The 24,783-nt window shown below is 64.5% G+C and carries 28 protein-coding genes; 12 read left to right on the top strand and 16 right to left on the bottom strand.

The window, feature by feature from the left end; translation table 11 throughout:
* The first annotated feature begins 18 nt into the window (after positions 1-18).
* Positions 19-882, top strand: coding sequence for an aldo/keto reductase family oxidoreductase (locus H143_RS0118865; RefSeq protein ID WP_019939827.1), 864 nt, complete (start codon positions 19-21; stop codon positions 880-882).
* Positions 883-958: 76 nt separating this feature from the next.
* On the opposite strand, the gene argG is transcribed toward H143_RS0118865, so the two are convergent.
* Positions 959-2,299 carry an argininosuccinate synthase gene (argG, locus tag H143_RS0118860; RefSeq protein ID WP_019939826.1) on the bottom strand — a complete coding sequence of 447 codons (1,341 nt, stop codon included), beginning with the start codon at positions 2,297-2,299 and terminating at the stop codon, positions 959-961.
* 55 nt (positions 2,300-2,354) lie between these two features.
* On the bottom strand, positions 2,355-3,305 hold the full coding sequence (locus H143_RS0118855; protein WP_019939825.1) for a LysR family transcriptional regulator: 951 nt from the start codon (positions 3,303-3,305) through the stop codon (positions 2,355-2,357).
* A 126-nt stretch (positions 3,306-3,431) separates the two neighbouring features.
* Here H143_RS0118855 and H143_RS0118850 point away from each other — a divergent pair, with 126 nt between their 5' ends.
* From H143_RS0118850 to H143_RS22245, 5 genes are all read left to right on the top strand, one after another.
* Complete coding sequence (locus tag H143_RS0118850) at positions 3,432-4,295, top strand: amidohydrolase (RefSeq protein ID WP_019939824.1); 864 nt, start codon at positions 3,432-3,434, stop codon at positions 4,293-4,295.
* Positions 4,296-4,305: 10 nt separating this feature from the next.
* The gene (locus H143_RS0118845; RefSeq protein ID WP_019939823.1) at positions 4,306-5,262 is read left to right on the top strand and encodes a tripartite tricarboxylate transporter substrate binding protein; all 957 of its coding nucleotides are present in this window, start codon (positions 4,306-4,308) and stop codon (positions 5,260-5,262) included.
* A gap of 4 nt (positions 5,263-5,266) precedes the next feature.
* On the top strand, positions 5,267-5,797 hold the full coding sequence (locus H143_RS0118840) for a carboxymuconolactone decarboxylase family protein (RefSeq protein WP_019939822.1): 531 nt from the start codon (positions 5,267-5,269) through the stop codon (positions 5,795-5,797).
* Positions 5,798-5,816: 19 nt separating this feature from the next.
* Positions 5,817-6,392, top strand: coding sequence for a DUF4286 family protein (locus H143_RS0118835; RefSeq protein WP_019939821.1), 576 nt, complete (start codon positions 5,817-5,819; stop codon positions 6,390-6,392).
* Between the two features lie 132 nt (positions 6,393-6,524).
* Positions 6,525-7,282 (top strand): IS5 family transposase gene (locus tag H143_RS22245; RefSeq protein ID WP_196801332.1). Its coding sequence is split into 2 segments (ribosomal slippage): positions 6,525-6,846 and positions 6,846-7,282, totalling 759 coding nucleotides; the frame shifts between segments, so codons are not numbered across the junction.
* A gap of 34 nt (positions 7,283-7,316) precedes the next feature.
* Here H143_RS22245 and H143_RS0118820 read toward each other — a convergent pair.
* Positions 7,317-8,354, bottom strand: a complete 1,038-nt coding sequence (locus H143_RS0118820) for an IS630 family transposase (protein WP_019939820.1) — start codon at positions 8,352-8,354, stop codon at positions 7,317-7,319.
* 53 nt (positions 8,355-8,407) lie between these two features.
* Positions 8,408-9,355 (bottom strand): ornithine carbamoyltransferase, encoded by a 948-nt coding sequence (gene argF / locus H143_RS0118815; RefSeq protein WP_019939819.1) that lies wholly within the window; start codon positions 9,353-9,355, stop codon positions 8,408-8,410.
* 128 nt (positions 9,356-9,483) lie between these two features.
* On the opposite strand from argF, the gene H143_RS0118810 reads away from it, so the two are divergent.
* Positions 9,484-9,780 (top strand): DUF3579 domain-containing protein, encoded by a 297-nt coding sequence (locus H143_RS0118810; RefSeq protein WP_019939818.1) that lies wholly within the window; start codon positions 9,484-9,486, stop codon positions 9,778-9,780.
* A 189-nt stretch (positions 9,781-9,969) separates the two neighbouring features.
* Here H143_RS0118810 and rpsT read toward each other — a convergent pair whose 3' ends face one another.
* The 10 genes from rpsT to H143_RS0118760 all read right to left on the bottom strand — a co-directional run bounded on the left by rpsT (position 9,970) and on the right by H143_RS0118760 (position 17,932).
* Positions 9,970-10,233 carry a 30S ribosomal protein S20 gene (rpsT, locus tag H143_RS0118805; RefSeq protein WP_019939817.1) on the bottom strand — a complete coding sequence of 88 codons (264 nt, stop codon included), beginning with the start codon at positions 10,231-10,233 and terminating at the stop codon, positions 9,970-9,972.
* A 57-nt stretch (positions 10,234-10,290) separates the two neighbouring features.
* Positions 10,291-11,163, bottom strand: coding sequence for a FecR domain-containing protein (locus tag H143_RS21200; RefSeq protein ID WP_019939816.1), 873 nt, complete (start codon positions 11,161-11,163; stop codon positions 10,291-10,293).
* 393 nt (positions 11,164-11,556) lie between these two features.
* Positions 11,557-13,122: a murein biosynthesis integral membrane protein MurJ gene (gene murJ, locus H143_RS0118795; RefSeq protein WP_019939815.1), complete on the bottom strand. Its 1,566-nt coding sequence runs from the start codon at positions 13,120-13,122 to the stop codon at positions 11,557-11,559.
* A gap of 12 nt (positions 13,123-13,134) precedes the next feature.
* Entirely contained in the window at positions 13,135-13,893 is a 759-nt protein-coding gene (locus H143_RS0118790) for a 3-hydroxyacyl-CoA dehydrogenase (RefSeq protein ID WP_019939814.1), read from the bottom strand.
* A gap of 55 nt (positions 13,894-13,948) precedes the next feature.
* Positions 13,949-14,605 carry an adenylate kinase gene (gene adk / locus H143_RS0118785; RefSeq protein WP_019939813.1) on the bottom strand — a complete coding sequence of 219 codons (657 nt, stop codon included), beginning with the start codon at positions 14,603-14,605 and terminating at the stop codon, positions 13,949-13,951.
* Positions 14,606-14,691: 86 nt separating this feature from the next.
* Complete coding sequence (gene kdsB / locus H143_RS0118780) at positions 14,692-15,525, bottom strand: 3-deoxy-manno-octulosonate cytidylyltransferase (protein ID WP_019939812.1); 834 nt, start codon at positions 15,523-15,525, stop codon at positions 14,692-14,694.
* 13 nt (positions 15,526-15,538) lie between these two features.
* Positions 15,539-15,730, bottom strand: a complete 192-nt coding sequence (locus tag H143_RS0118775; RefSeq protein ID WP_026350237.1) for a Trm112 family protein — start codon at positions 15,728-15,730, stop codon at positions 15,539-15,541.
* Positions 15,731-15,770: 40 nt separating this feature from the next.
* Entirely contained in the window at positions 15,771-16,859 is a 1,089-nt protein-coding gene (gene lpxK / locus H143_RS0118770; protein WP_019939810.1) for a tetraacyldisaccharide 4'-kinase, read from the bottom strand.
* A 51-nt stretch (positions 16,860-16,910) separates the two neighbouring features.
* The gene (locus H143_RS0118765; RefSeq protein ID WP_019939809.1) at positions 16,911-17,324 is read right to left on the bottom strand and encodes a biopolymer transporter ExbD; all 414 of its coding nucleotides are present in this window, start codon (positions 17,322-17,324) and stop codon (positions 16,911-16,913) included.
* Positions 17,321-17,932: a MotA/TolQ/ExbB proton channel family protein gene (locus tag H143_RS0118760; protein ID WP_026350236.1), complete on the bottom strand. Its 612-nt coding sequence runs from the start codon at positions 17,930-17,932 to the stop codon at positions 17,321-17,323. The genes H143_RS0118765 and H143_RS0118760 overlap by 4 nt, the downstream gene beginning before the upstream one ends.
* A 451-nt stretch (positions 17,933-18,383) precedes the next feature.
* Between H143_RS0118760 and xseA the strand changes: the two genes are divergently transcribed.
* The 4 genes from xseA to pcaF all read left to right on the top strand — a co-directional run bounded on the left by xseA (position 18,384) and on the right by pcaF (position 23,302).
* Complete coding sequence (gene xseA / locus H143_RS0118755) at positions 18,384-19,745, top strand: exodeoxyribonuclease VII large subunit (protein ID WP_019939807.1); 1,362 nt, start codon at positions 18,384-18,386, stop codon at positions 19,743-19,745.
* Between the two features lie 136 nt (positions 19,746-19,881).
* Positions 19,882-20,460, top strand: a complete 579-nt coding sequence (gene sodB, locus H143_RS0118750) for a superoxide dismutase [Fe] (RefSeq protein WP_019939806.1) — start codon at positions 19,882-19,884, stop codon at positions 20,458-20,460.
* Positions 20,461-20,609: 149 nt separating this feature from the next.
* On the top strand, positions 20,610-22,004 hold the full coding sequence (locus tag H143_RS0118745) for a chloride channel protein (protein ID WP_026350235.1): 1,395 nt from the start codon (positions 20,610-20,612) through the stop codon (positions 22,002-22,004).
* A 92-nt stretch (positions 22,005-22,096) separates the two neighbouring features.
* On the top strand, positions 22,097-23,302 hold the full coding sequence (gene pcaF / locus H143_RS0118740; RefSeq protein WP_019939804.1) for a 3-oxoadipyl-CoA thiolase: 1,206 nt from the start codon (positions 22,097-22,099) through the stop codon (positions 23,300-23,302).
* 60 nt (positions 23,303-23,362) lie between these two features.
* Here pcaF and H143_RS0118735 read toward each other — a convergent pair whose 3' ends face one another.
* Positions 23,363-23,839, bottom strand: a complete 477-nt coding sequence (locus H143_RS0118735) for a DUF192 domain-containing protein (RefSeq protein WP_019939803.1) — start codon at positions 23,837-23,839, stop codon at positions 23,363-23,365.
* Positions 23,840-23,912: 73 nt separating this feature from the next.
* Positions 23,913-24,152, bottom strand: a complete 240-nt coding sequence (locus H143_RS0118730; protein ID WP_019939802.1) for a cold-shock protein — start codon at positions 24,150-24,152, stop codon at positions 23,913-23,915.
* Between the two features lie 205 nt (positions 24,153-24,357).
* On the opposite strand from H143_RS0118730, the gene clpS reads away from it, so the two are divergent.
* Positions 24,358-24,672, top strand: coding sequence for an ATP-dependent Clp protease adapter ClpS (clpS, locus tag H143_RS0118725; RefSeq protein WP_026350233.1), 315 nt, complete (start codon positions 24,358-24,360; stop codon positions 24,670-24,672).
* Positions 24,673-24,783 lie beyond the last annotated feature (111 nt).

Below are 24,783 nucleotides of genomic sequence, written 5' to 3'. Positions count from 1 at the left end.
TCGACCAAGGAGCGTGACATGTCTTATTCGATAACTTATCCCTTTGCCGGGCGCACGATCGGGCGCATGGGCTACGGCGCCATGCAACTGGCCGGGCCGGGCGTCTTCGGGCCGCCCAGGGACAGGGCGGCTGCATTGGCCGTGTTGCGCGAGGCGCTGGCCACCGGGGTGAACCACATTGACACCAGCGACTTCTACGGGCCGCACGTCACCAACCAGATCATCAAGGAAGCGCTGCATCCTTACCCCGATGATCTGCTCATCGTGACCAAGGTCGGGGCAGTGCGCGGCGCCGATGCCGCATGGCTGCCGGCCCAGACCGCCCCGGACATCGAGCGCGCGGTGCACGACAATCTGCGTAACCTGGGGCTGGATGCGCTCGACGTGGTGAACCTGCGCATCATGGGCGATGTCCACGCGCCGTCCGAAGGGTCGATCGCGCGGCAGGTTCAGGCGCTGGCGGCGCTGCAGCAACGCGGGCTGGTGCGCCATATCGGGCTGAGCAATGTGACCGCGGCGCAGATCGAAGAGGCTCAGGGCATCGCTGCCGTCGCCTGCGTGCAGAACCACTACAACCTCGTGCACCGCGACGACGATGCGCTGATCGATGCGCTTGGTCGGCAGGGTATCGCCTATGTGCCATTTTTCCCGCTGGGCGGGTTCACGCCCATCCAGTCGGGCGAGCTGGATCGGATCGCGGCATCCGTGGGGGCGACGCCCATGCAACTGGCGCTGGCCTGGCTGCTGCATCGCGCCCCGAACATACTGCTGATTCCCGGAACCTCGTCGGTCGCCCATTTGCGCGAGAACCTGAAGGCCGCGCAACTGCCGCTTACTGATGCCGTGTTGGCCGAACTCGACCGGGTCGGCAAGGCGGTGTAGACCGCCGTGGCTTGCAGGCTGCGCACAGAAAAAAGGCTCCTTGCGGAGCCTTTTTTCTGTGCGCGCGAAAAGCGGCTTATTTCTTCTTGCTGTCCTGCAGCTGCGGCAAGGCCGAGCCGCCCGAGGGCTGCAGCAGGCCCGTCTGGGTGTAGGTAAAGAGCTTGTGGCGCGTATCGGTGATGTCCAGGTTGCGCAGGGTCAGTTGGCCGATGCGGTCGGCCGGCGTGAAGGGCGCGTTCTCGACTTTTTCCATGGACAAGCGCTCGGGCGCGTAGGTCAGATTGGGCGACTCGGTGTTGAGCAGCGAGTAGTCGTTGCCACGGCGCAGTTCGATGGTGACTTCGCCGGTGATGGCGCGCGCCACCCAGCGCTGGGCGGTTTCGCGCAGCATGATGGCCTGCGGGTCGAACCAGCGGCCCTGGTAGAGCAGGCGACCGAGTTTGATGCCGCTGACTCGGTACTGCTCGATGGTGTCTTCGTTGTGGATGCCGGTGACCAGGCGCTCGTAGGCGATATAGAGCAGGGCCATGCCCGGGGCTTCGTAGATGCCGCGGCTTTTGGCCTCGATGATGCGGTTTTCGATCTGGTCGCACATGCCCAGGCCGTGGCGTCCGCCTATGGCGTTGGCCTCGGCCATCAGGGCCACCGGATCACTGTACTCGACGCCGTTCAGCGCCACGGGCTGGCCTTCCTCGAAGCGCACGGTGACTTCTTCGGCCTTGACCGCCACATCGTCCTTCCAGAAGGCCACGCCCATGATGGGCTTGACGATGCGGATGCCGGTGTTCAGGTTTTCCAGATCCTTGGCTTCGTGCGTGGCGCCGAGTATGTTGGAGTCGGTGGAGTAGGCTTTTTCGGCCGACATCTTGTAGTCGAAGCCGGCCTTTTGCATGTAGGCCGACATTTCGGCGCGGCCCCCGAGCTCGTCGATGAACTGCTGGTCGAGCCAGGGCTTGTAGATCTTCAGATCGGGGTTGGTCAGCAGACCGTAGCGGTAGAAGCGCTCGATGTCGTTGCCCTTGTAGGTGCTGCCGTCGCCCCAGATGTTCACGCCGTCTTCCTTCATGGCCGCCACCAGCATGGTGCCGGTCACGGCGCGGCCCAGCGGGGTGGTGTTGAAGTAGGTGATGCCGCCGGTGGAAATGTGGAAGGCGCCCGCCTGCAGCGCGGCGATGCCTTCGGCCACCAACTGCGGGCGGCATTCGACCAGGCGGGCGTTCTCGGCGCCGTAAATCTTGGCGCGGCGCGGAATGTCCTCGTAGTTGGACTCGTCGGGCTGGCCCAGATTGGCGGTGTAGGCGTAGGGGATGGCGCCTTTCTCGCGCATCCAGATCAGGGCGGCGCTGGTATCCAGACCGCCGGAGAAAGCGATGCCGACCTTCTGGCCGACGGGAAGGGAGGGGAGAATGGTTGCCATGGTTTTAGAAGGGCGCAATCGTCGCAACGCGCGCCGAAGAAGGGATGGGGGAAGGTCAATTGACCATTTTAACGCGTTTGCCAGTGGCTCCGGCCTTGATGCCGCTGCCCAAGAACAGTTGCCCGAAGTCGAGTTTGCGCAGCAATTGCGCGGTGGCGTCGGCCACCCGCGTGGCGGGTCGGTGGCGCGGCATGGCCAGCACCAGCTTGTTGCGGATCACCGGAGCTTCGATGCGGCATAGGGCCAGCGGATGGGTGGCGGCGGGCCCCTGCGCGGCCGAGCGCGGCAGGATGGCATAGGCATCGCCCTGTGCGGCGAGTTCGACAATGGTCTGGACCGCGTCGACCTCGGCCGCTACGGCCAGTTGAACGTTTTGGCGCCGGCACGCACTTTCGACCAGGACGCGAATGGCGTTGGGCAGGCTGGGCAGGATCAGGGGGTAGTTGCCCAACTGGGTTACTTTCACCGAGGCGGGCAGCCGAAGGCGTCCGCCCGGCGCGGCGGCCAGCACCAAGTCCTCGCGCAGCAGCGGCTCGCAAGTCAATTGCGGCGAGACAGGCGGGTCGTACAGCAAGGCCAGGTCGATGCGTCCGGCCAGCAGCCATTCGCGCACCTGGGTGCTCAAGCCTTCCGCCACGGTGATCGAGGCCTGTGGGCAGGCCTGCCTGAATGCCTGAACCAGCGGCGGCGTGACGCAGCGGGCGATGCGCGGCGGCAGGCCGATGGCGACCTTGCCGGTGGGGGTGTCGCGCAGATCCCGGAGATCTTCCTTGGCGCGGGCAGCCAGGGTCAGCAGCGCGCGGGCATATTCCAGAAATCGCAGCCCCGCTTCGGTGGGCTCGACCCCGCGGCCGTTGCGGTAGAGCAGGTGCTGGCCCAGTTCCTGCTCCAGCAGGGCCACCTGGCGGCTAAGCGTGGGTTGGGCCGCATCCAGCAGTTCGGCCGCACGCGAGAAGCTGCGGCGTTCGGCCACGCGAACGAAGTATTCGATCTGCTTGAGGTCCATTCGAGATATTTAATTTATCGATATCTGAAATTTTAGATATAGCATTGTTTCGATGCCGCCGATACACCAACATGCACACACAATGCCGCTCCAAAGTCGGCTCCGAATAATGTGTGGAGACTGTTTTTGCCCGATTGCCGCCCGCCGCTGGCCGAACCTTCGGTGCCGCATCGCCGCCTGCCCGAAGGGGCGTGCGATGCACATTGCCATGTGTTCGGACCGGCCGACCGATTTCCTTATGCGCAGGGCCGTGCATACACGCCGCCCGACGCGCCCTACGAGATGTTGTCGGCCTTGCATGGCCGCGTGGGCCTCACCCGCGCGGTCATCGTGCAGGCCAACTGCCACGGCCACGACCACGCTGCCTTGCTGGAAGCCGTGGCGCGCGGTCAAGGCCGCTATCGCGGCGTGGCCCTGCTGCCGCCGCAGGCCGATGCGGCGCTGATCCGCACCCTGCACGAGGGCGGGGTACGGGGCGCCCGCTTCAACTTTGTGCCGCACCTGGGTGCGCCGCCGCCGCCCGATGTATTCGAGCGCATCGTCTCGTCGATCGCTGCGCTGGGCTGGCATGTATGCCTGCACGTCGACGGCGCGACGATAGATGCGCTGTTGCCCAGGCTTGCCCGATTGCCGGTGCCCTTCGTGGTGGATCACATGGGCCGCATCCGCGCGCGCGACGGGCTGGATGCTCCCGCCTTTCGCAGCCTGCTCGGCCTGGCCCGCGTGCCGGGCGCCTGGGTCAAAGTGTCCGGCATGGATCGCATCGGCGACGGCAAGCGGCCTTTCCGCGAAAGCCTGCCCTTCGTTCGCGCGCTGGTCGAGGCCTTGCCGGAACGCACCTTGTGGGGCACCGATTGGCCGCATCCGAACGTCGCTGGCGAGATGCCCGACGACGGTGAATTGGTCGATGCGTTTTTCGAAGCCTGTCCGGATCAAGCGCTGCGGCGGCAGGTGTTGGTGGAGAATCCGGCGCGGTTGTATGGGTTTTAAGGAGACGGGAATGTTCTTCAAGCGTATTGTGTGTGCGAGTGTCCTGGCCTTGGCCGCGTCGGGTGCGGCCAGGGCCCAGGCCCCGGTGCAGCTGGTCGTGGCTTTTCCGCCGGGCGGTCCGGTCGATACGGTCGGGCGCGTGCTGGCCGCTCAGCTGAGCAAGCAATGGCATCGCCCGGTCATCGTCGAGAACAAGGCCGGGGCCAATGGCGATATCGGCGCGGCTTACGTGTCCAGCGCGGCGGGCGATGGTTCGGTTCTGTTTCTTACCAGCGTGGGCGCGGTGGCCATCAGTCCGGCTCTGTACAAGTCTCTGCCCTACGATCCGCTCAAGGGTTTCAAGCCCATCTCCAAAATCGTCGACAACGCCACGGTGTTCGTCGTGAACAAGACCAACCCCGCGGTCGACGCTGCGGATTTCGTCAGGCGTTCGCGCGAGGCCGGCAGTCCGGTGCCCATCGGATCATCGGGCGTGGGCAGTATTCCGCATCTGACGCTGGAAATGTTCGCCCAGGCCAGCAAGGCCAATGTGATGCACGTGCCCTACAAAGGCGCGGCGCCTGTCATCAACGATCTCCTGGGCAATCATGTGGCCGGCTTTTTCGGCGATGTTCCCGGTCTGATCAACCTGATCAAATCGGGGCAACTCAAGGCGCTGGGCCTGGCCGCGCCCGCGCGCTTGCCGCAGCTGCCCAACGTTCCCACGCTGGCCGAGCAGGGCATACCGGGAGTGCAGACCAACAATTGGTACGGCCTGCTGGCTCCGGCAGCCATGTCGCCCGCCCTGGTCGACAAGCTCAATGCCGATGTGCGCGCTGCGTTGCGCACACCCGCGGTGCGCGACCGGCTCGAGCAGCTGGGTTGCCAGGTGGCGCCCACCAGCCCGCAGCAGCTGGCCGCGCTCATCGCGTCCGATCGCCGCAAATGGTCGGAGCTGATCAAGCGCAACAACATCCACGTGGACTGATCGCATGAGCACATCTCGCATCGCTCCCGTGGAACCCGGTACGCGCCCGCGGCTGGCAGACATCGAGGCGCGCATACTGGCCGCGCGCGGCCGCATCACGCCGCTGTACCGGGTACTGTTGAATAGTGCGCCGGTAGTCGATGGCTGGGAGGCGATGCTGACGGCGATACGCCAGAAGACCTCGCTGGCGCCGCGTGTGCGCGAGCTCGTCATCCTGCGCGTGGCGGTTCTGAACCGCGCGCCTTATGAATTCGAGGCTCATGTGCCGCACGCGCGCGCGGCGGGTCTGCTCGATGAGGTCATCGAGGGCCTGCGCGCCGGCGCTGCGCCGGATGCGGTGCGGGGCCTGGATGCTGGCGAGCGCGGCGTGCTTGCTCTGACCGATACGATGACGCGTGACATTGAGGTGCCGGACGCGGTGTTCGAGCCCCTGCGCGTGCATTTCGATGAGCAGGGCCTGATCGAACTGGCTGCGACCGTAGCGGCCTATAACATGGTGTCGCGCTTTCTCGTGGCGCTACGCATCGGGCATTGAACAACCGGGGGAAACCGCGATGGACAAGGTCTTGCTGATAAAAATTCCGGCGCGGCTCGATGCCCTGGCGGTTCGCCGTATCCGCGCCGCATTGTCCACGGGGGGCCTGCCGCTGGATGTGGACGTATGCGTCGCGGTCGAACTCGACGCGTCGTATGTTTATTGCCGGACGCGGGACAATGACTTACCCGCGCTGGAGATCGCCCGCGCCCGCGCGGCAACCGTCTGTCCGGGCGGCAGCCGCACCGTGTCGCTTGACGGCATGCTGCATTTGCGCAGCGAGCCGCACGAGGCGCATGCTCCATGGCACTACATCGTCGAAACCGATGTCGCGCCCGAAAGCGAGCAGGATTTCAACGACTGGTATACCCGGGAACACATGCCGGGTCTTGCCGCCGTGCCCGGCACGGTGCGGGCCGACCGCTATCTGTGCAAGGACGGGACCCCACGCTACTACGCCTGCTACGATCTGATTACTCGCGAGACCTTGGGCAGCCCGCCCTGGCTGGCCGTGCGCGGGACGCACTGGAGCAGCCGTGTGCGCCCGGCGTTTCGCAACACCAAGCGCACGATGTTTGCGCGATTGTGCGATTGAACCGGGAGAAGGTCTAGGGCTTTTTCGTGTCAACCGGCCCTAAGTAGCGCCGCCCTGCATGCGGGTCAGTCTAGGGGCTGTCATCAATTGATGGCTTGAGATTTTAGGCCAGGCGTTCCAAACTTCGGCCGTATGTCGAGACGATATGCATTGCGAGATGATCAGTGGGAGCGGATTGAAGGTTTGCTGCCTGGGCGAGCGGGCCATGCTGGCGTGACCGCGCGAGACAATCGCCTATTCGTAGAGGCGGTGCTGTATCGCTATCGCGCAGGTATACCCTGGCGGGATTTGCCGGAGCGCTTCGGGGATTTCCGCGTCGTGCATCTGAGGCACATGCGTTGGAGCCGTAGCGGCGTGTGGCGGCGCGTGTTTGAGGCGCTGGCACAGGATGCGGACAACGAGTACGCGATGATAGATGCCACGATTGTGCGAGCCCACCAGCATGGCACAGGCGGAAAAGGGGGGCTCAGGCGCAAGCCATCGGACGCAGCCGAGGGGGGCTGAGCACAAAGATTCATGCCACGGTCGATGCGCTGGGCAACCCAACGCGTTTTCACCTGACGCCGGGGCAGGCCTCGGATTTGGAAGGGGCCGATGCCCTGTTGCCGCATACGCAAGGGGAAACAGTGATGGCCGACAAAGCCTATGACGCGCAGCAGCGCGTGATCGAACCCCTGTTACGCGCTGGAAAGTCCGTCGTCATCCCCTCTCTACGCACACGCAAGCAGCAGCGAGACTATGACCGGCACTTGTACAAGGCGCGTCACCTGATCGAGAACTTCTTCGCCCGCCTCAAGCAGTACCGCGCCATCGCCACGCGCTACGATAAAACCCGCACCGCGTTCCTTGGCGCCATTCATCTCGCCGCTGCCGTCATTTGGCTCAATTGATGACAGACCCTATTGATTCGGCCCTTAAACAGTATCAAGCAGCGTACTTGACGCGAGGATCGCGAAAGTAGGCTTTGACGCGTTCCGGCTTGCTGCCGATCACGGCCATATGTGCTTCGGTGGCGGCGCGAAGTTTGGCCTTGGTGCGTGCCGGTACCTTGCGACGGATAACGTGTTTGAGATCGGCGTTGAGACGTTCCTCCGGATTGAGTTCGGGGCTGTAGCTGGGTAGATAGAACACCTCCATCTGATCGACATGCTCGGCCAGCCACTGCTTGACCGGCTTGCAGTGATGCACGCCCAGGTTGTCCAGGATCAGAAACACCTTGCGCTCGGTGTCCGCGACCAGGGCCTCGAAAAACTCGATCAGCTTCTCGTGATTGAAATTGCCGTCGATGATCATCCAGCGCGCCTTGCCCTGGTTGGTCACGCTGGCCAGCATGGACAGCTTCTGGCGCGTGCCACCCACTGCCATCGCTACCGGCGTCTTGCCTTTGGGGGCGTAACTGCGGCCACGCACATCGGTGTTCACCAGCGCTGTCTCATCACCCCAGTGAATCTCCGCACCCTCTGATTTGGCGCGTTCGGCGATGCCAGGATAGGTTTCATCCAGCCACGTGCGCACGGCTTCGGGCGACTGTTCATAGGCGCGCTTGATGGGCTTCTGCGGCGTGAAGCCCCAGCGCGCCAGATACTTTCCAACCGAGCGCAGGTGCAAGGTGATCTGGTAGTCGCGCTCGATCAGCTCCTTCACGGCGGCACGGCTCCACAAGGCGAACTCCATCTTCAGCTGCTCCGGACGGTTGTCGCAGATCGTCTGACGGATCGTGGCTTCTTGCTCGACGGTCAGTGCGCGTTTGTCGCCAGCGCTGCGGCCACGTTGACCTGGCGCCAGCGCCGCCATGCCCCCAGCGTTATAGCGGTCGATGATCTTGCACGTGGCTGAATAACTCAGTCCCACATCGCGCGCGATCTGCCGCTTGGTGAGCTTGCGCTTGTACGCCCGAATGACCTGGCGGCGGCGCTCGTGTTGTTCGGCCGGGCTGAGCCGGCGGGCGTCTTCGGTTTCCATGCGCTATCTGACCACAGCGCCAGCAATTAGTTCAGACTATTTATGGGCCTTATCTATAGTCTGCCCAGCAGCAGGAATTCCATCAGCGCTTTTTGCACGTGCAGTCGGTTCTCGGCCTCGTCCCAGACCACGCTTTGCGGACCCTCCAGGACTTCGGCGGTAACTTCCTCGCCGCGGTGGGCAGGCAGGCAGTGCTGGAAAATGGCCCTGGGGTCGGCGACGGCCATCATGTCGGCGTCCACGCACCAATCGGCAAAGGCCTTGCGGCGGGCCTCGTTCTCGGCCTCGTAGCCCATGCTGGTCCACACATCGGTGGTGACCAGGTGGGCCCCGCGGCAGGCGTCCTTCGGGTCCTTGAATTGCTTGAGCACGGCGGGCGAGGGCGAGCCGATGCGCGCCGGATCGAGTTCATAGCCCGACGGAGTCGAAATATGCAGCGTGAAACCCAGCAGTTCGGCCGCGTGCAGCCAGGTGTAGGCCATATTGTTGGCATCGCCCACCCAGGCCACCGTCTTGCCCGCGATGCTGCCGCGGTGCTCGATGAAGGTGAGCAGGTCGGCCAGGATCTGGCAGGGGTGGAATTCGTTGGTCAGGCCGTTGATGACGGGCACGCGCGAATGGGCGGCGAAGCTTTCGATGCGTGCCTGCTCGAAGGTGCGGATCATCACGATGTCGACCATGCGCGAAATGATGCGCGCGGTGTCTTCGATGGGTTCGGAGCGGCCCAACTGGGAGTCGCTGGAGGTCAGGTTGATGACCGATCCGCCCATCTGGTACATGCCGGCCTCGAACGAGACGCGGGTGCGGGTGCTGGCTTTTTCGAACACCATGGCCAGCGTGCGGTCCACGAGCGGCATGTGCGGCTCATAGCGCTTGAATTTGTCCTTGATGACGCGGGCGCGATTCAGGACGTAGTTCAGTTCGTCGGCCGAAAAATCCTTGATCTGCAGGAAATGCCGCAGCGGGGCGGGTTTGCCCTGAGGGGAGGGAGTCGCGGTCATAGTCGAAATCGCAAAGCCAGGTTGGCAAAAAGGTCCATCATATACAATTCGGGCGCGGGTCGAATTGCGATCCCCGGGCCGATCGGGCCGGGGCGGCATGCAAGGCGTGTCCGCGGTTAATGACAAACATGACTGTTCGACAATTTCTCATCTATGGCGTGACCGAAAGCGGCAGCCGTTTTCGCCCCAGCGACTGGGCCGAGCGCCTGGCCGGCGTCATGGCGCAGTTCCGTCCCCCCGGCGTGGCCGGCACGCATCTGACGTACTCGCCCTATGTGCTGCCGGTCGATCTGGACGGCGTGAAAGGCATCGTGGTCGATCAGCGGCTGCGCGAACTCGAACCCCTGGCCTACAAGTTCGTGGTGGATTTCGCCCGGGACAACAACCTCAAGACACAAGAGCGCGAGTGCGAAGCCAAGGCCTGAGGTCCTGACGGCACTCGTGCCGGGCGGCAGCCCGCTCGGGCATCATGGGTTTGGCGCCCCAAAACAAAAGGATGCCGCTAGGCATCCTTTTGCATTTGCCGATTCAGTTTGCCTGCCGCGAAGAGGGAAGCCTCGCGCGAAGATACCGAAGATACGGTAGGCGCGCGGGCCGCAGCAGAGCAGTGACGGTTAAGCCAGCGCCTTGACGGCGGCAGCCAGGCGGCTCTTGTGGCGAGCAGCCTTGTTTTTGTGGATGATTTGCTTGTCAGCCACGCGGTCGATCACGCTGCTGGCTTTCTGCAGCGTCTCGGCGGCGACGGACTTGTCGCCCGCTTCGATGGCCTGACGCACGCGCTTGATCGCGGTACGCAGCATCGAACGCAGCGACGAATTGTGCTTGTTGCGCTCAACCGATTGACGGGCGCGCTTACGGGCTTGGGCGGTATTGGCCATGGTGTATTCGGTAATTTAAAGAATTCGGCAAAGTCCGACATTCTAGCGAGCTTTCCCTTATGGTGCAAGGGTTTGTCGAACAATCGCGCTGGAAGATGCCGCATAGGGTGGGTAGACCTCCCCGCGCCTGCCTGCATAGGCCCTGGCATGGGCCGGGGCCAGATCGACTGAGGTGAACCAAGGGGTAATCCGGCGGATATGGATGGGCATGTCGGCTTGCAGGGCGCGCAGCGCGACATCGGTATCGTCGAGCGGATAGCGGCCATTGGCCAGCAGGCCGCCGGCCGCTACTGAGATGCGCAGCGCGCCTCTGCGATAAGGCCGCAGGGCTTGAATCACTTCCAGCAGTGGCCGTTCGTGGACATTTACCCAGCCGGTTTCCCAGGCGGTGTCGGCGAGCAGGTCGGCACGTGGATTGCCGACGAGGGTATTGTCAAAGCGGGTGCCGCTGCCGGCCGCAAGCATCGTTCTGGTTCCCGCCGAGGTTGTGATCTCGGCGGCATTGTCGGCGGCGACGACCAGGGTGCGGCGCATTTGCTGGCGAACCATGACGCGAGGGCCGTCGGGGCAGACCGTGCCTTCGCTTGTGCGTATCAGGAAGGCGCGCGCCGCGTCGGGACGGGCGATGAGCGATACGGCACCTTCGCGCAGATGCAGGGTGCGTTCTTTGTCGGTATAGGACAGATCGGCGCGGGAGCGGGCGTTCAGCAGCAGTTGGCTGCCGTCGGGCAGCCGATACAGGCGGCGTTCACCCGTCCGGGTGGCGTAATCATCGGATAGCCCGGCCAGAGGGTAATAGACGTCGGCTATCGCCGCACCGGCCGCGGCGCCTCCAAGCGCGAGCAGGCTACCAAGAAAAAAATGGCGTCGGCCAAGCCGCAAGCCGGTGTCGCGGCGGGGCAGTTCGGTACGACTGAAACGCGGCAGCATCGGCTAGTTCACAGCGTGAGCGGAAAAGAAGGTCGGAAGAAATCTAATGTTACATTCCGTTGGCGGCTCGTCGATACGCAATCTGATGGCGGATTTCTGCGCGGGAGAGGCTCTAAGCTCTTGTTATTTCATGAGAAATATTTTTAAGAGCGATGGAATGCCGTGATTCGGCATGCATAAACTTCGCTGTAGAGATTCCTGATGTAGCGACGAGAACGGTGTTAGATGCATGATGGACTTTAAAATCTAAAGTAAAAATATGTTTTTTTCAACAAAAATTGTCACCTGATGGGATGAATTAAACATGCTGCTGCAGCGGGGATGCTCGCGAGAGCAGGCGGGCTGCGGGTCCGTTCGTAGCGGACCGGTCAGAACAGAATGCGCGGGGGAAGGTCAGCGGCCCGAGCCGGGGCGGCCGAAATCCGTCGGCCGGAAACCGGCGGCGAACAGCATGACGAAATAGAGGGCGGCGGCGGCGGCCATGATGGCGGCCAGCGAAAGAGCGCGCTGGCCTGCGTGGGTCTGCAGGGCGATCCAGTTCACCCGGCTGTCAGCGTAAGCGAGCAAGGCGCCCATGGCAGCCAGTGCAGGCAGAATGCGTAGGATGAATCGGGTCCAGCCCGCCCCAGGCCGGTAGATTCCGCGGCGGCGCAGGACGACCAGCAGGGCGACTGAATTGACGCAGGCTCCCAGTCCGATGGACAGCGCCAATCCGGCGTGGGCAAAGAAAGGTACGAACATCAGGTTGAACACCTGCGTCAGTACGAGCACGACGACGCCGATCTTGACCGGAGTGCGGATGTCCTGTCGGGCGTAGAAGCCGGGCGCCAGGATTTTCACGGACAACAGACCGATCAGGCCGACCGAGTAGGCGATGACGGCCAGGCGCGTCTGCTGCACGTCCGACGCATGGAATGCGCCGTAGTTAAACAGCGTGGCCACCAGGCCGTCGGACAGCAGCGCCATACCCAGGACGGCGGGCAGGCCCAGCAGTAGCGTCAGGCGCAGTCCCGCGTCGATCAGGTGGCTATAGGTGTCATCATCTTTCTTCGCGTAGGCGGCGGAGAGGCTGGGCAGAAGCACTGTGCCCAGCGCCACGCCCAGGATCGCCGTGGGGAATTCCATGAGCCGGTCGGCAAAGGACAGCCAGGTCACGCTGCCGGGCTTGAGCCAGGTGGCGATGTTGGTGTTGATCAGGAGCGAGATCTGCGCGACGGATACGCCCAGGGTGGCGGGCCCCATCTGTCTGATGATGCGTTTGACCGTGGGGTCGCGCCAGGCATCGATCAGGCGAGTCCCGAGCAGGCGCGGCGTCAGGCCGATCAGCGCCAGTTCACCCCACTGCACGGCCAGCTGCAGCACACCGCCGATCATCACGCCGATGGCCAGGCCGAAGATCGGCAGGCCCAAATGCGGCGAAATCCACAGGCAGGCGGCGATCATGCACAGATTGAGCAGGACAGGCGTGAAAGCGGGGATGGCGAAGCGGCGCCAGGTATTGAGCACGCCCGTGGCGAAGGCCGCCAGGGACATGAACAGGATGTAAGGGAACATGAAGCGCGTCATGCTCACGGCGGCGGCGAATTCTTCGTCGCGGCCGTGGTGGCGCAGGCCGCTGGCGATCAGCGTTACGACCCAGGGCGTTGCAATGACGCCGATCACGACCAGCAGCGCCAGCACGGCGGTCAGCAGCAGGGCCACTCGGTCGAGCAGGGGGCGGATGCCTTCGTCACCGTGCTGCTGCCGAGCCGCCCCGAGGATGGGCACGAAGGCTTGCGAGAACGCGCCTTCGGCAAACAGCCGGCGCAACAGGTTGGGAATGCGAAAGGCAATCCAGAACGCGTCGGTAAGGGGGCTGGCACCGAAAGTGCGGGCGATAAGCGTGTCGCGGGCCAGGCCGCTGATGCGCGAAATCAGGGTAAGGCCGCTGATGGCAGCGGCCGACTTGAACAAGGCCAAGGAATATCCTGATTACTTCGGTGCCATGCGGATCGCGCCGTCCAGGCGGATCACTTCGCCGTTGAGCATGTCGTTGGTGACGATGCTGTGGACCAGCTTGGCATAGTCTTCGGGACGGCCCAGGCGCGAGGGGAAGGGAATCGCGGCGGCCAGAGAGTCCTGTACCTCCTGCGGCATGCCGAAGATCATGGGCGTGCCGAAGATGCCGGGTGCGATGGTCATGCAGCGGATGCCCGTGCGGGCCAGATCGCGCGCGATGGGCAGGGTCATGCCGACCACGCCGGCCTTGGAGGCCGCATAGGCGGCCTGGCCGATCTGGCCGTCGAAGGCCGCGACCGAGGCGGTGTTGATGAGCACGCCGCGCTCGCCGGTGGGTTCGGGCGCATTGGCACCCATGGCCTGGGCGGCCAGGCGCATCATGTTGAAGCTGCCGATCAGATTGATCGAGACGACTTTCTGGAAAAGGGCGAGCGAATGCGCGCCATCCTTGCCGACGATCTTGGATGCGGGTGCTATGCCGGCGCAGTTGATCAGGCCGAAGAGCGAGCCGAGCGACTTGGCCTTGGCGACCGCGGCCAGCCCGTCGGCTTCCTGGGTGACGTCGCAATGCACGTAATGCTGGCCCAGTTCCTGGGCCAGAGCGTGACCCGGTTCGTCCTGCAGGTCGGCGATGACGACCTTGGCGCCGTTGGCCGTGAGCATGCGCACGGTGCCGGCACCCAGGCCGGAAGCGCCGCCGGTGACGATAAATACTTTGTTCGCGATTTCCATATGAGCTGCCTTGCGTGATTCCGATAGGGGGATTCCAGGGGCGCGCGGGTGCCGCTCAGCCCTGCAGGGCGCCGAGCAGGCGCTGGGTGATTTCGTCCACGCTGCCTACGCCGGAGATCTTGCGGTACGTGGGCGCGGCGGCCGGCTCGCGTGTCGACCAGCCTGAGTAGTAGTCGACCAGCGGGCGGGTCTGCTGCTGATAGACGCTCAGGCGGTTGCGCACGGTTTCCTCGCGGTCGTCGTCGCGCTGCACCAGCGGTTCGCCGGTGACATCGTCCTTGCCTTGCTCCTTGGGCGGATTAAATACCACATGGTAAGTGCGGCCGCTGGCCGGATGTACGCGGCGGCCGCCCATGCGGGTGATGATGTCGTCCTCGGGCACTTCGATCTCGACTACGTAGTCGAGTTTGACCCCGGCGTTCTTCAGGGCGTCGGCCTGCGGGATGGTGCGGGGAAAACCGTCGAATAGGTAGCCGGTTGCGCAGTCGGACTGCTTGAGGCGGTCCTGCACCAGGCCGATGATGATCTCGTCCGACACCAGGCCGCCCGCATCCATGATTTTCTTGGCGGCCAGGCCCAGCGGCGTGCCGGCCTTGACCGCGGCGCGCAGCATGTCGCCCGTCGATATCTGCGGAATGCCGTAACGCTGAGTCAGAAAAGCGGCTTGAGTGCCTTTACCGGCGCCGGGCGGTCCGAGCAGGATGAGACGCATTGTGTGGCTCCTAAGGGGATGTTGTATTCTTTTTGGGATGCCCGCGTGATGCTTGTTACGCACGGGCAACGCGAAATAATGAAGTTTTATAACCGATTTGCCGCGTACCAAGCCCGGACGCGCTCCAGGTCGGCAGGCGTGTCCACCCCGGCGGCCGGGGCCTGGCCCGCACGGTGTACCGCGATGGCGTGGCCATACTCCATGGCGCGCAGCTGTTCGAGCGATTCGAATTTTTCCAGCATGCCCTGCGGCAATTGCGGAAAACGGCGCAGAAAGGAAACGCGATAGGCGTAGATGCCGATATGGTGCAAAGCAGGGAAGCCCGCTGGCAGAGATGCCCGTTCGCCGTCGGGCCTCTCCAAGGCGAACGAGCCCCCTTGGGGGGCGGCAAGCGCGTAGCGTGCGGCGTGGGGACTCCATTCATCCCTGGCCCACGGTATGGGCGCGCGCGAGAAGTACAGGGCGCGGCCGTCCTGGCTGCACACCACTTTCACGGCATTGGGATTGAAGAGCGTTTCGACGTTGGCCAGAAGGCAGGCGCAGGTGGCGATCTCCGCCCATGGGGAGTCCGTCAGGCAAGCGGCCACCGCGTCGATGAGCGCGGGTTCGATGAGCGGCTCGTCGCCCTGCACATTGACCACCACGGCATCGTCGGGCAGGTCTAGCAACTGCACGGCCTCGGACAGGCGGTCGGTGCCGGTGGCGTGGTCGGCGCGGGTCATCAGCGCACGATGGCCGTGAGCCTGAACCGCGGCCAGCACGCGCGCATCGTCGGTGGCGACATGGACGCGGCTGGCGCCCGACTGGCTGGCCCGGTCTGCCACGCGCACCACCATGGGCTTGCCGGCGATGTCGGCAAGCGGCTTGTCCGGCAGGCGGGTCGAGGCAGATCGGGCGGGGATGAGTACGGTGTAGTCCACAGCGCGGCGAAATTCAGGCCGCGCAGGTCGGGACGGCCGTCGCGTCGAGGTCGCGGGCCTCGGGTTCCAGCATGACGGGGATACCGTCGCGCACGGGAAAGGCCAGACGGTCGGCCTGGCAGATCAGTTCTGCCTGCGCGCGGTCGAATTGCAGACGGCCCTTGCACAGGGGGCATACGAGGATGTCGAGCAAGCGGGATTCCATGCCCGGCATTCTAAAGCAGAAAGCCGTGGGGCAGGCCACGTCAGCCGCGATTGCGGTCGGTCTTGCGCACAATGGCCGCATTCAGCCAGGTCGTCAGGTCGAAGGGTTCGAAGCGTGCCTGTACGCCGACTTCCCACAGCCTGGCGTCGTCCAGCCGAGCGCATTTGATCGCGTCCTTTGCGGTGACCAGGATCTGTCCCGACTGCAGGCCGCCGAAAGGTGACTCGTCGTAAGCATAGTGATCGGGCAAGGGCAGCGTCTCGGCCAGGGCGATGCCGGCAGCGCGCAGCGTGTCGAAAAAGCGCTGCGGATTGCCGATGCCGGCCGCCGCCGCAACCGGCGGGCCGGCTGCGAAATCGGCCAAGGGGCGCGTATTGCCGTCCGCTAGGCATCGAGCCGCCCCGGGTTCGAGCCGCATGGATAGCTGCACAGGGCCGGCACGGGGGGAGCGCAGTCCCGTCGCCATCGCATTCGCATCGGGTTCGGACGGTGTCGATTTCAAATCGGCAGGCCTGGAGCCGAGGTTGGTGACCACGACATCGACCTCGTTCAGGCGCGACGGCGGCTCGCGCAGCGGGCCCGCGGGCAGCATGCGGCCGTTGCCCAGGCCGCGCTCGTCCTGCACCACGATTTCCACGTCGCGCGCCAACTGCAGGTGCTGCAGACCGTCGTCGGCGATGATGACATCGACGCCGGGGCAGGCGCGCAGCAGCGCCTGCGCAGCAAGGACGCGCCGCGGATGCACGGCCACAGGAACGGCGGCGGCGCGCGCGATGAGCGCCGGCTCGTCGCCATAAGCGGCCGGGTCCAGGTCCGCGCCCATGCCGACGCGCGGCTCGCTGCCCACGCGCGCACCGTAGCCTCGGCTGACCACGCCGGGTGTCCAGCCCTGCGCATGCAGGCCTTGCGCAATCGCGATCACGACGGGCGTCTTGCCGGTGCCCCCGACATAGAGATTGCCGACCACCACCACGGGCACTGGCGCGCGCCAGGCTGTCCTGCGACCGCTGCGATAGGCTTCGTGCTTGCGGCGCACGGCCAGGCCGGCGAGCCAGGACAGCGGGGCCAGCAGGCGGGACAGTAAGCCATCGTCCTGCCATTGCCGCTGCAGAGAGTCTCGGGCGTTCACGGTGGCCTGCTTATTGCGCAGAAGCGGTGCGCCGTTCAGGCTCGGCCCCGCTCATTGGGCGGTCTGGGCAGCGAAATTGAGCCGTTCGATACCGGCCTGCCGGGCCGCTTCCATCACGTTGACGACGGACTGGTGCGTGGACTGTGCATCGGCATTGATCACGAGCACGGGCGACGATTTGCCCTGCACGGCCTGCACCAGCGCCCGGGCGATGTCGGCCGTCGTGCTGCCGTCGATCAGCGTGCCATTGAGTGCGTAGTGGCCGTCCTGGCTGACGGCGATCTCGAGCGGGGTGGATTCCTGCTGCTCCGCCGCGGCCTGCGGCAGCGTGATCTTGAGCCGCGTGAAGTGGGCGAACGAGGTGGTGGCCGCCAGGAAAATTAGTATGACCAGCAGTACGTCGATGAGGGGAATCAGATTGATCTCGACCTCGTCGCGGCCGCGGCCCTCGCCCCGGAAGTTCATGCGCGCGACTCCAGGGCTGCCAGGTGTCGGGCCAGCTTGCCTGCCGTCTGTTCCATCGCGTTCAGCAGGCCATCGACGCGCGAGCGCAAGTAGCGGTGCGCGATCATGGCCGGGATGGCGATGAGAATGCCGAAGCAGGTGTTGTAGAGGGCCACCGAGATGCCGTGCGCCAGTTGCGCCGGATCGCTGACGCCAGGGGCGTAGGCGCTGAAGATGTCGATCATGCCCACCACCGTGCCGAACAGTCCCATTAGCGGGGCGACGGCAGCGATGGTGCCTATGGCCGGCACGAACCGGCCCAGGTCGTGGGCCACTGAACGGCCGACATCCTCGACCGCCATGCGCACTTCGGCGCGGGGCAGGCCGCGCTGGCGCAGTACTTCGGCCAATATGCGGCCCAGCGGCGAATTGCGTTCGAGCTGGGACAAGGCGTCGGGGCTGTCTTGCTGGTTGCGCAGCATGTCACGCACCTGTTCGGTCAGGTCGCGGGGCATCACCAGACTGCGGCGCAGGGACAGCAGACGTTCCACAATCAGGGCCAGCCCCAGTACGGAGGTGGCGAGCAGCGGCCAGATCGGCCAGCCGGCGGCTTCAAGGAGAGCTAGCAAAACGGGGGGCTCCGGTGCGACGAAAAGGAGTAAGGAGGCGGGCATGCCCAGCATGCAATCGGCCGATCCTTGCAAGGCGAGACTGTAATCGTCGGTCCGGGCCGAAGCAAGCCGAAGGCGCTGACGGGTACGTATCTTTTGTGTTTATCCTGGTGAGGATGCGCCCCAAAGCCCGCAAGGCATGCTTTAGCAGTTTCCCCTGCTACCAAGTTACCCACAATTTTTGTGGATAATTCTGTGCAAAACTAGCCCGCAAGCCGGTTTTCATGCGGGTTGGCGTGGGAGTCGACGAAAGCGGGTCAATTTGAAATGGTTTTTTTATTTATATAAATCAATAATTTACACGGAGAATATTGATTCTCCGGGCGGCAGTGGCGACAGAATAGAGGCTTGACAATCTTAAAACTCCGCACCACGCGCCCTGTGGACATATAGCTCCCCGGAAAGCCTTATGACAATTGGATTTGCAGTCACAGACGATGTATTTACGCGGGAGATCCTGACTGTCGCCCAGCTTAACCAGGCGGTGGGGCAACTGCTGGAGCAGAATGTCCCGCTCATGTGGGTTCGCGGCGAGGTGTCCAATTTCACGCAGGCCGCTTCCGGGCACTGGTACTTCACCCTCAAGGACAGCCGGGCTGCCGTGCGGGCCGTCATGTTCCGCAGCCGTGCCGGCGCGGTCGGCTTTGTGCCCAGGCCCGGCGACCAGGTGGAGGTTCGGGCGCGGGTATCGCTCTACGAGGCACGCGGTGATTTCCAGCTGCAGGCCGAAGGCATGCGGCGCGCCGGTCTGGGCAATCTGTACGAGGCCTTTCTGCGCCTGAAGGCGCAACTGGCCAGCGAAGGGCTGTTCGATGCCGAACGCAAGCGCGAACCCCTACGCCTGCCGCGCGCCATAGGCGTGGTGACCTCGCTGCACGCGGCCGCTCTGCGCGACGTGCTGTCGGCCCTGGCGCGGCGCGCCCCACAGGTGCCGGTGATCGTCTATCCCGCTCCGGTGCAGGGCGCGGACTCGGCGGCCAGGCTGGCGGCCCAGGTGGCGGTGGCCAACGCGCGTGGCGAGGTCGACACATTGCTGCTGGTGCGCGGCGGCGGCAGCATCGAGGACCTCTGGAGCTTCAACGATGAGCAACTGGCCCGTCAGGTGGCGGCCAGCCGCATTACCGTCATCAGCGGGGTGGGGCACGAGACCGACTTCACCATCGCGGATTTCGTGGCCGATGTGCGCGCGCCTACGCCCACCGCGGCCGCGGAACTGGCCTGCGCCCCGCGAACCGAGTTGTTGCGCGCGCTGGATCATGCGGCCCAGGCCCTGGTCCGGGCCCAGCGCCGCCGGCTCGATCAGGCTATGCAGCGACTGGACCGCGCCAGCGCGCAACTGGTTTCGCCGGCTCAGCGCCTGACCCGACAGGGTGAGCGGCTGGAGGCTTTGCGGCATCGGCTGGCGGCGGCTTGGCGCGCGCCGCAGGGCCGCCGCGCGGCGCGCGTGGCGTTGGCGGCGCAAAGTCTGGTGCATCGCGCGCCTGACGCGGTCCGGGCACGCGAACGCGTGCAGGGTCTGGCCGGTCGGCTAATCCGTGCCCAGGCCCGTCTGTTGGAGTCGCGCGGCGCGAAGCTGGCGGCGGCGGGCGGGCAGCTGCGCGCCTTCGATCCGCAAAATACGCTGGCGCGCGGCTATGCCATTGTGCGCGGTCCTGGCGGGGCCATTGTGCGCGCCGCCGCGCAGCTGCAGGCCGGCCAGCGCCTGATGCTGGCGTTCGGGCAAGGCGAGGCGCTGGCCGATGTCGTGCAGGTGGACGGAATTGATGCGTGATTTTGGGTTGTTTGCGGCGCAATCGATGAAGTTCTAACCCTTTTGGGGTTTTCCCTTCGGCAGGCCGGGACTAGCCGATACAATAGATTGGCTTGATTGCGGATAACACCGCAGGAACAAACACCGAGGAAACGATATGGCCCACACTCTGCCCCCCCTGCCTTACGCGATGGACGCGCTGGCTCCGTACATCTCGAAAGAAACGCTCGAATACCACTACGGCAAGCACCACCAGACCTACGTCACCAACCTGAACAACTTGATCCCCGGTACGGAGTTCGAGAGCCTGTCTCTGGAAGAGATCGTCAAGAAGTCATCGGGCGGCGTATTCAACAACGCGGCCCAGGTGTGGAACCATACGTTCTACTGGAACGGCATGAAGCCCCAGGGCGGCGGCGCTCCCGCCGGCAAGCTGGGCGATGCCATAAACGCCAAGTGGGGTTCGTTCGACGCTTTCAAGGAAGCCTTCACCAAGTCGGCCGTGGGCAACTTCGGTTCGGGCTGGACCTGGCTGGTCAAGAAGCCCGACGGCTCGCTTGACATCGTCAACACCAGCAATGCCGCCACGCCGCTGACCACCGCCGACGTGCCGCTGCTGACCTGCGACGTGTGGGAGCACGCCTACTATATCGACACCCGCAACGCCCGTCCCAAGTATCTGGAAAACTTCTGGGCCTTGGTTAACTGGGATTTCGCCGCCAAGAACCTGGACTGACCGCAACGGCCTGCGCGCAAGCCGCGCCTTGTCCGCTTTCGCCCAGCTTCGTGCGTTGCATGATGCGCGAGTCTGGGCGTATTGCATTGTTTTGAATTCTTTTCCTCGTGACGGTCTTCCCCCAATTCCGCTCTAACGAATCCCGGCCCATGACAGACTCCAACCGTACGATACCCACCCGGCTTCTTGATCGGATCCGCAGTCGAGTGCGCACCAAGTTGCGCCATATGGGGCGGCTGTCGCGCAAAAGCCTGCGCCTGGCCTTGCTCCTGATCGGCTCGGCGCTGGTGGCGCTGGTGTCCTTGGGTTTTGCCCGCTTGGCCGATATGGCCCTCGCGTGGAACCGCCGATGGACGAGCGAGTACGGATGGCTGGCCTTTGTCGCCCTGCCGCTGGGCCTGCTGGTCCTGCGCTGGCTCACGCTGCGCTTTGCGCCTTATTCCGGCGGCAGCGGCATTCCCCAGGTGATGGGCGCGCTGTCGCTGCCGCCCGGGCGCGCGCAATGGCGCCTGGTTTCCCTGCAGACAGTCTGGAAAATACCGCTGAGTTTCGCAGGCATGGCGCTGGGTGCCTCGATCGGCCGGGAAGGCCCCTCGGTGCAGGTGGGCGCCGCCGTGATGCTCGCCTGGAGTCGTCTGTGCCAGCGCCTGGGCGTGCCGCTGCGCGATTTCGATCTGCGCGAGTTGATCGCCGCGGGCGCCGCGGGCGGGCTGGCCGCGGCCTTCAACGCGCCGCTGGCCGGCGTGATGTTCGCCATCGAAGAGCTGGGGCGCGGCGTGTCCCTGCGCTGGCAGCGCCATGTGCTGGTTGCAGTGCTGACGGCGGGTTTTCTGGTTGTAGCCGTCGCCGGCAACAATCCGTATTTCGGCCATTTCAACGGCGAGACCTTCGCCCACGGCATGCTGGGCTGGACCCTCCTGTGCTGCCTGATAAACGGTGTGCTGGGGGGCGTTTTTGCCCGCTTGCTGGCGGGCAGCCTGGCGGAGAACCTGCCGCGCAAGCTGGGCACCTTGGTGCGGCGGCATCCTTACTGGATGGCAGCGGGAATGGGGCTGGCGCTGGCCTGTCTGGGCACGCTGACGGCCGGTTCCGTGTACGGTACGGGCTACGACGTGGCCGCCACCCTGTTGGCCGGCAAACCCGCGCCCGTCGACGGTTTTGGCCTGGCCAAGCTGTTCGCCACCGTGGCCTCGTACTGGGCCGGCATCCCCGGCGGCATCTTCACGCCGGCCTTGACCACCGGCGCGGGCATCGGCGCGCAGATCTGGCACTGGCTCGGCTCGGGCGTGGACCAGCGCGTTCTGGTGCTCTTGTCCATGGCGGCTTTCCTGGCGGCGGCCACCCAGGCGCCGCTCACGGCCAGCGTGGTCGTGATGGAAATGACGGGTAGCCAGCCCATGCTGTTCTGGCTGCTTGCCGCGTCGCTGGGCGCATCGGTGGTCTCCAAGCAGTTCAGCCCCCATCCTTTCTACCACCTGGTGGCCGGCCGCTTCCGGCGCCAGACGCTGGCGGCGGAGGCGGCGTTCGCCGCCAAGCCGTCCTGAGGCGCCGGCCGTGGCCGGCACGGTAAGATCGCGGGGTTGAGCCCTTCGGGGACGAGCCCCCCTTCACGCGATACCTACACGAGAGACAGACCATGACCACGCACGCCTTCATTTGTGATGCCGTACGCACTCCTTTCGGCCGCTATGGCGGCGCCTTGTCCCCGGTGCGGGCCGACGATCTGGCCGCCATCCCCCTGAAGGCGCTCATGGCGCGCAACCCGGGCGTGAAGTGGGAAGAGCTCGACGATGTGCTGTATGGCTGCGCCAACCAGGCCGGCGAGGACAACCGCAACGTTGCGCGCATGGCCTTGCTGTTGGCCGGCCTGCCCATCGAGGCGCCGGGCGCGACGATCAACCGCCTGTGCGGCTCCGGGCTGGACGCCGTGGGTTCTGCCGCGCGCGCGATCATCGCGGGCCAGGCCAGCCTGATGCTGGCCGGCGGCGTCGAAAGCATGAGCCGTGCGCCCTTCGTCATGGGCAAGGCCGATACGGCTTTCTCGCGCAACGCGGCCATCTACGACACCACCATAGGCTGGCGCTTTGTCAACAAGCTGCTCAAGGCCCAATACGGCGTCGATTCCATGCCCGAAACGGCCGAGAACGTCGCCACCGATTTTGGCATCGCTCGCCAGGATCAGGACAAGTTCGCCCTGGCCAGCCAGGAAAAGACGGTGCGCGCCCAGCAGTCCGGCTTTTTCGACGCCGAGATCACGCCGGTGATTATTGCCCAGAAAAAAGGCGATCCTGTCGTGGTTGCCAAGGACGAACATCCGCGCCAGACCAGTCTCGAATCTTTGGGCAAGCTCAAGCCGGTGGTGCGCGAAGGCGGCACGGTCACGGCCGGCAATGCATCGGGCGTGAACGACGGCGCCGCCGCGCTGCTTCTGACCGACGAGCAGGGCGCCGTGCGCCATGGCCTGACGCCGCGCGCCCGCGTGGTGAGCATGGCGACGGCCGGCGTCGCGCCGCGCATCATGGGCATGGGCCCCATGCCGGCGACGCGCAAGGTGCTCGCCCAGACGGGCTTGACCCTGGGCCAGCTCGATGTGATTGAATTGAACGAAGCGTTTGCCGCGCAAGGCTTGGCGGTGCTGCGCCAACTGGGCATCGCCGACAACGATCCGCGCGTCAATCCCAATGGCGGAGCGATTGCCCTGGGCCACCCACTGGGTGCCAGCGGCGCCCGCCTGGCGACCACGGCGATCAACCAGTTGCACGCCACAGGCGGCCGCTATGCGCTGTGCACGATGTGCATCGGCGTGGGGCAGGGGATTGCGCTGATTCTCGAGCGCGTCTGATCGGCTGTCGCCTTGACCTTCCAATAGCGGGTCAAGCCGACGCCGTGGTTTCTCAGTCGTTCACGGCAACTTTTCGATCTTGTCGCCGGCTTTGATTCCCTTGGCGGCGAACCACCCTTGCGCCATTTCCAGCGCGTAGCGTACCGGTTTGAGCGAGCAGTGGCTGTCGTCGGTCTCGGCGGCCATGTCTTCGATGTTGACGATGACGCCGTGGTCGTCCATGAAGGCGATCGACAGCGGCAGCGGCGTATTGTGCATCCAGAAGCACTGCTTGGCCGGTGCCTCGAAGACAAACAGCATGCCGTCGTTGCCGGGCAGGTTCGAGCGGAACATCAGGCCGCGCTCGCGTTCGCTTTCGGTGCTGGCGACCTCGGCGTGGATCACCTGGATGCCAGCCTCCAGGCCGACGATGGGCAGCGGAGCCTGTGGGGCGCTTTGTTGGGCCCGGGCCGCCGTGGCGGCCAGCGAGGCTGCGAGCAGGGTGGCGGCCAGCAGGCCTTGGTGTACGGCGAAACGGTGCTTGGCGAACGACGGCATGTACGGCGGATTCGGGAGTCGTAAATAAAAAAGGCGAGGGGAAAAACCCTCGCCTGGCATGATACTTTGAAGATCAGGCCGCGGTGATGTTCAGCGCCTGCTTGCCCTTGGGACCCTGGATGATTTCGAACGAAACCTTCTGGCCTTCTTTCAGGGTTTTGAAGCCATTCATCTGGATGGATGAAAAATGGGCGAACAAATCCTCACCGCCGTCGTCGGGCGTGATAAAGCCGAAACCTTTCGCGTCGTTGAACCATTTGACGGTGCCGGTGGCTTTGGGATTGTTTCCCGGGACAGCGGATGTGTCAGACATGCGGACTGCCTCTTGTATCGTATGTTGAACTGAATGTTCGGCAAGTTGCCGCACTTTCCCGGCGTCAAGTCTGGCGTAACCGGTAAATCGCCTGCAAGCCCCCGAATATCTCCGATAATGCTTTGATTTTCTTTTAATAGTCAAGTATGGAAACTGCGTATGTCTATGTGTAATCCCCGGTAATTTGACTAAAATCAGCAACCTTATGAGTTCGACATTGGATACCCAGCAGGGTCAGGCCGTGGAAACGGCGCCGGCCAAGACCGCGCCACCGCCCATGTACCAGGTGGTCCTGCTCAACGACGACTACACGCCCATGGAGTTCGTGGTCAAAGTGCTGCAGAAGTTCTTCGGCAAGAACCACGAGGACGCCACGCGCATCATGCTTGCCGTGCATAACGAAGGCCGAGGCGTTTGCGGTGTCTATCCGCGCGACGTGGCCGCCACGCGTATCGCTCAGGTATCGCAATATGCCCGAGCCCGTCAGCATCCCTTGCAGTGCGTAATGGAACCCGTCTAGAACGAAAAGGCTCGTTTGCCCGAAGGCGTTCTTGTCCTGCCGGCGGCAGCTCATCCGCAAAAAGGCGGAAAACACGGGTAATCCTGGCGGTCTTGTTCCGATCGATGCGTG

It is taken from the genome of Bordetella sp. FB-8 (assembly GCF_000382185.1).
Classification (GTDB): Bacteria; Pseudomonadota; Gammaproteobacteria; order Burkholderiales; family Burkholderiaceae_B; genus Bordetella.
The sequence above is the reverse complement of the archived record's forward strand: the minus strand, read 5'-3'. Positions and strand labels throughout refer to the sequence as shown.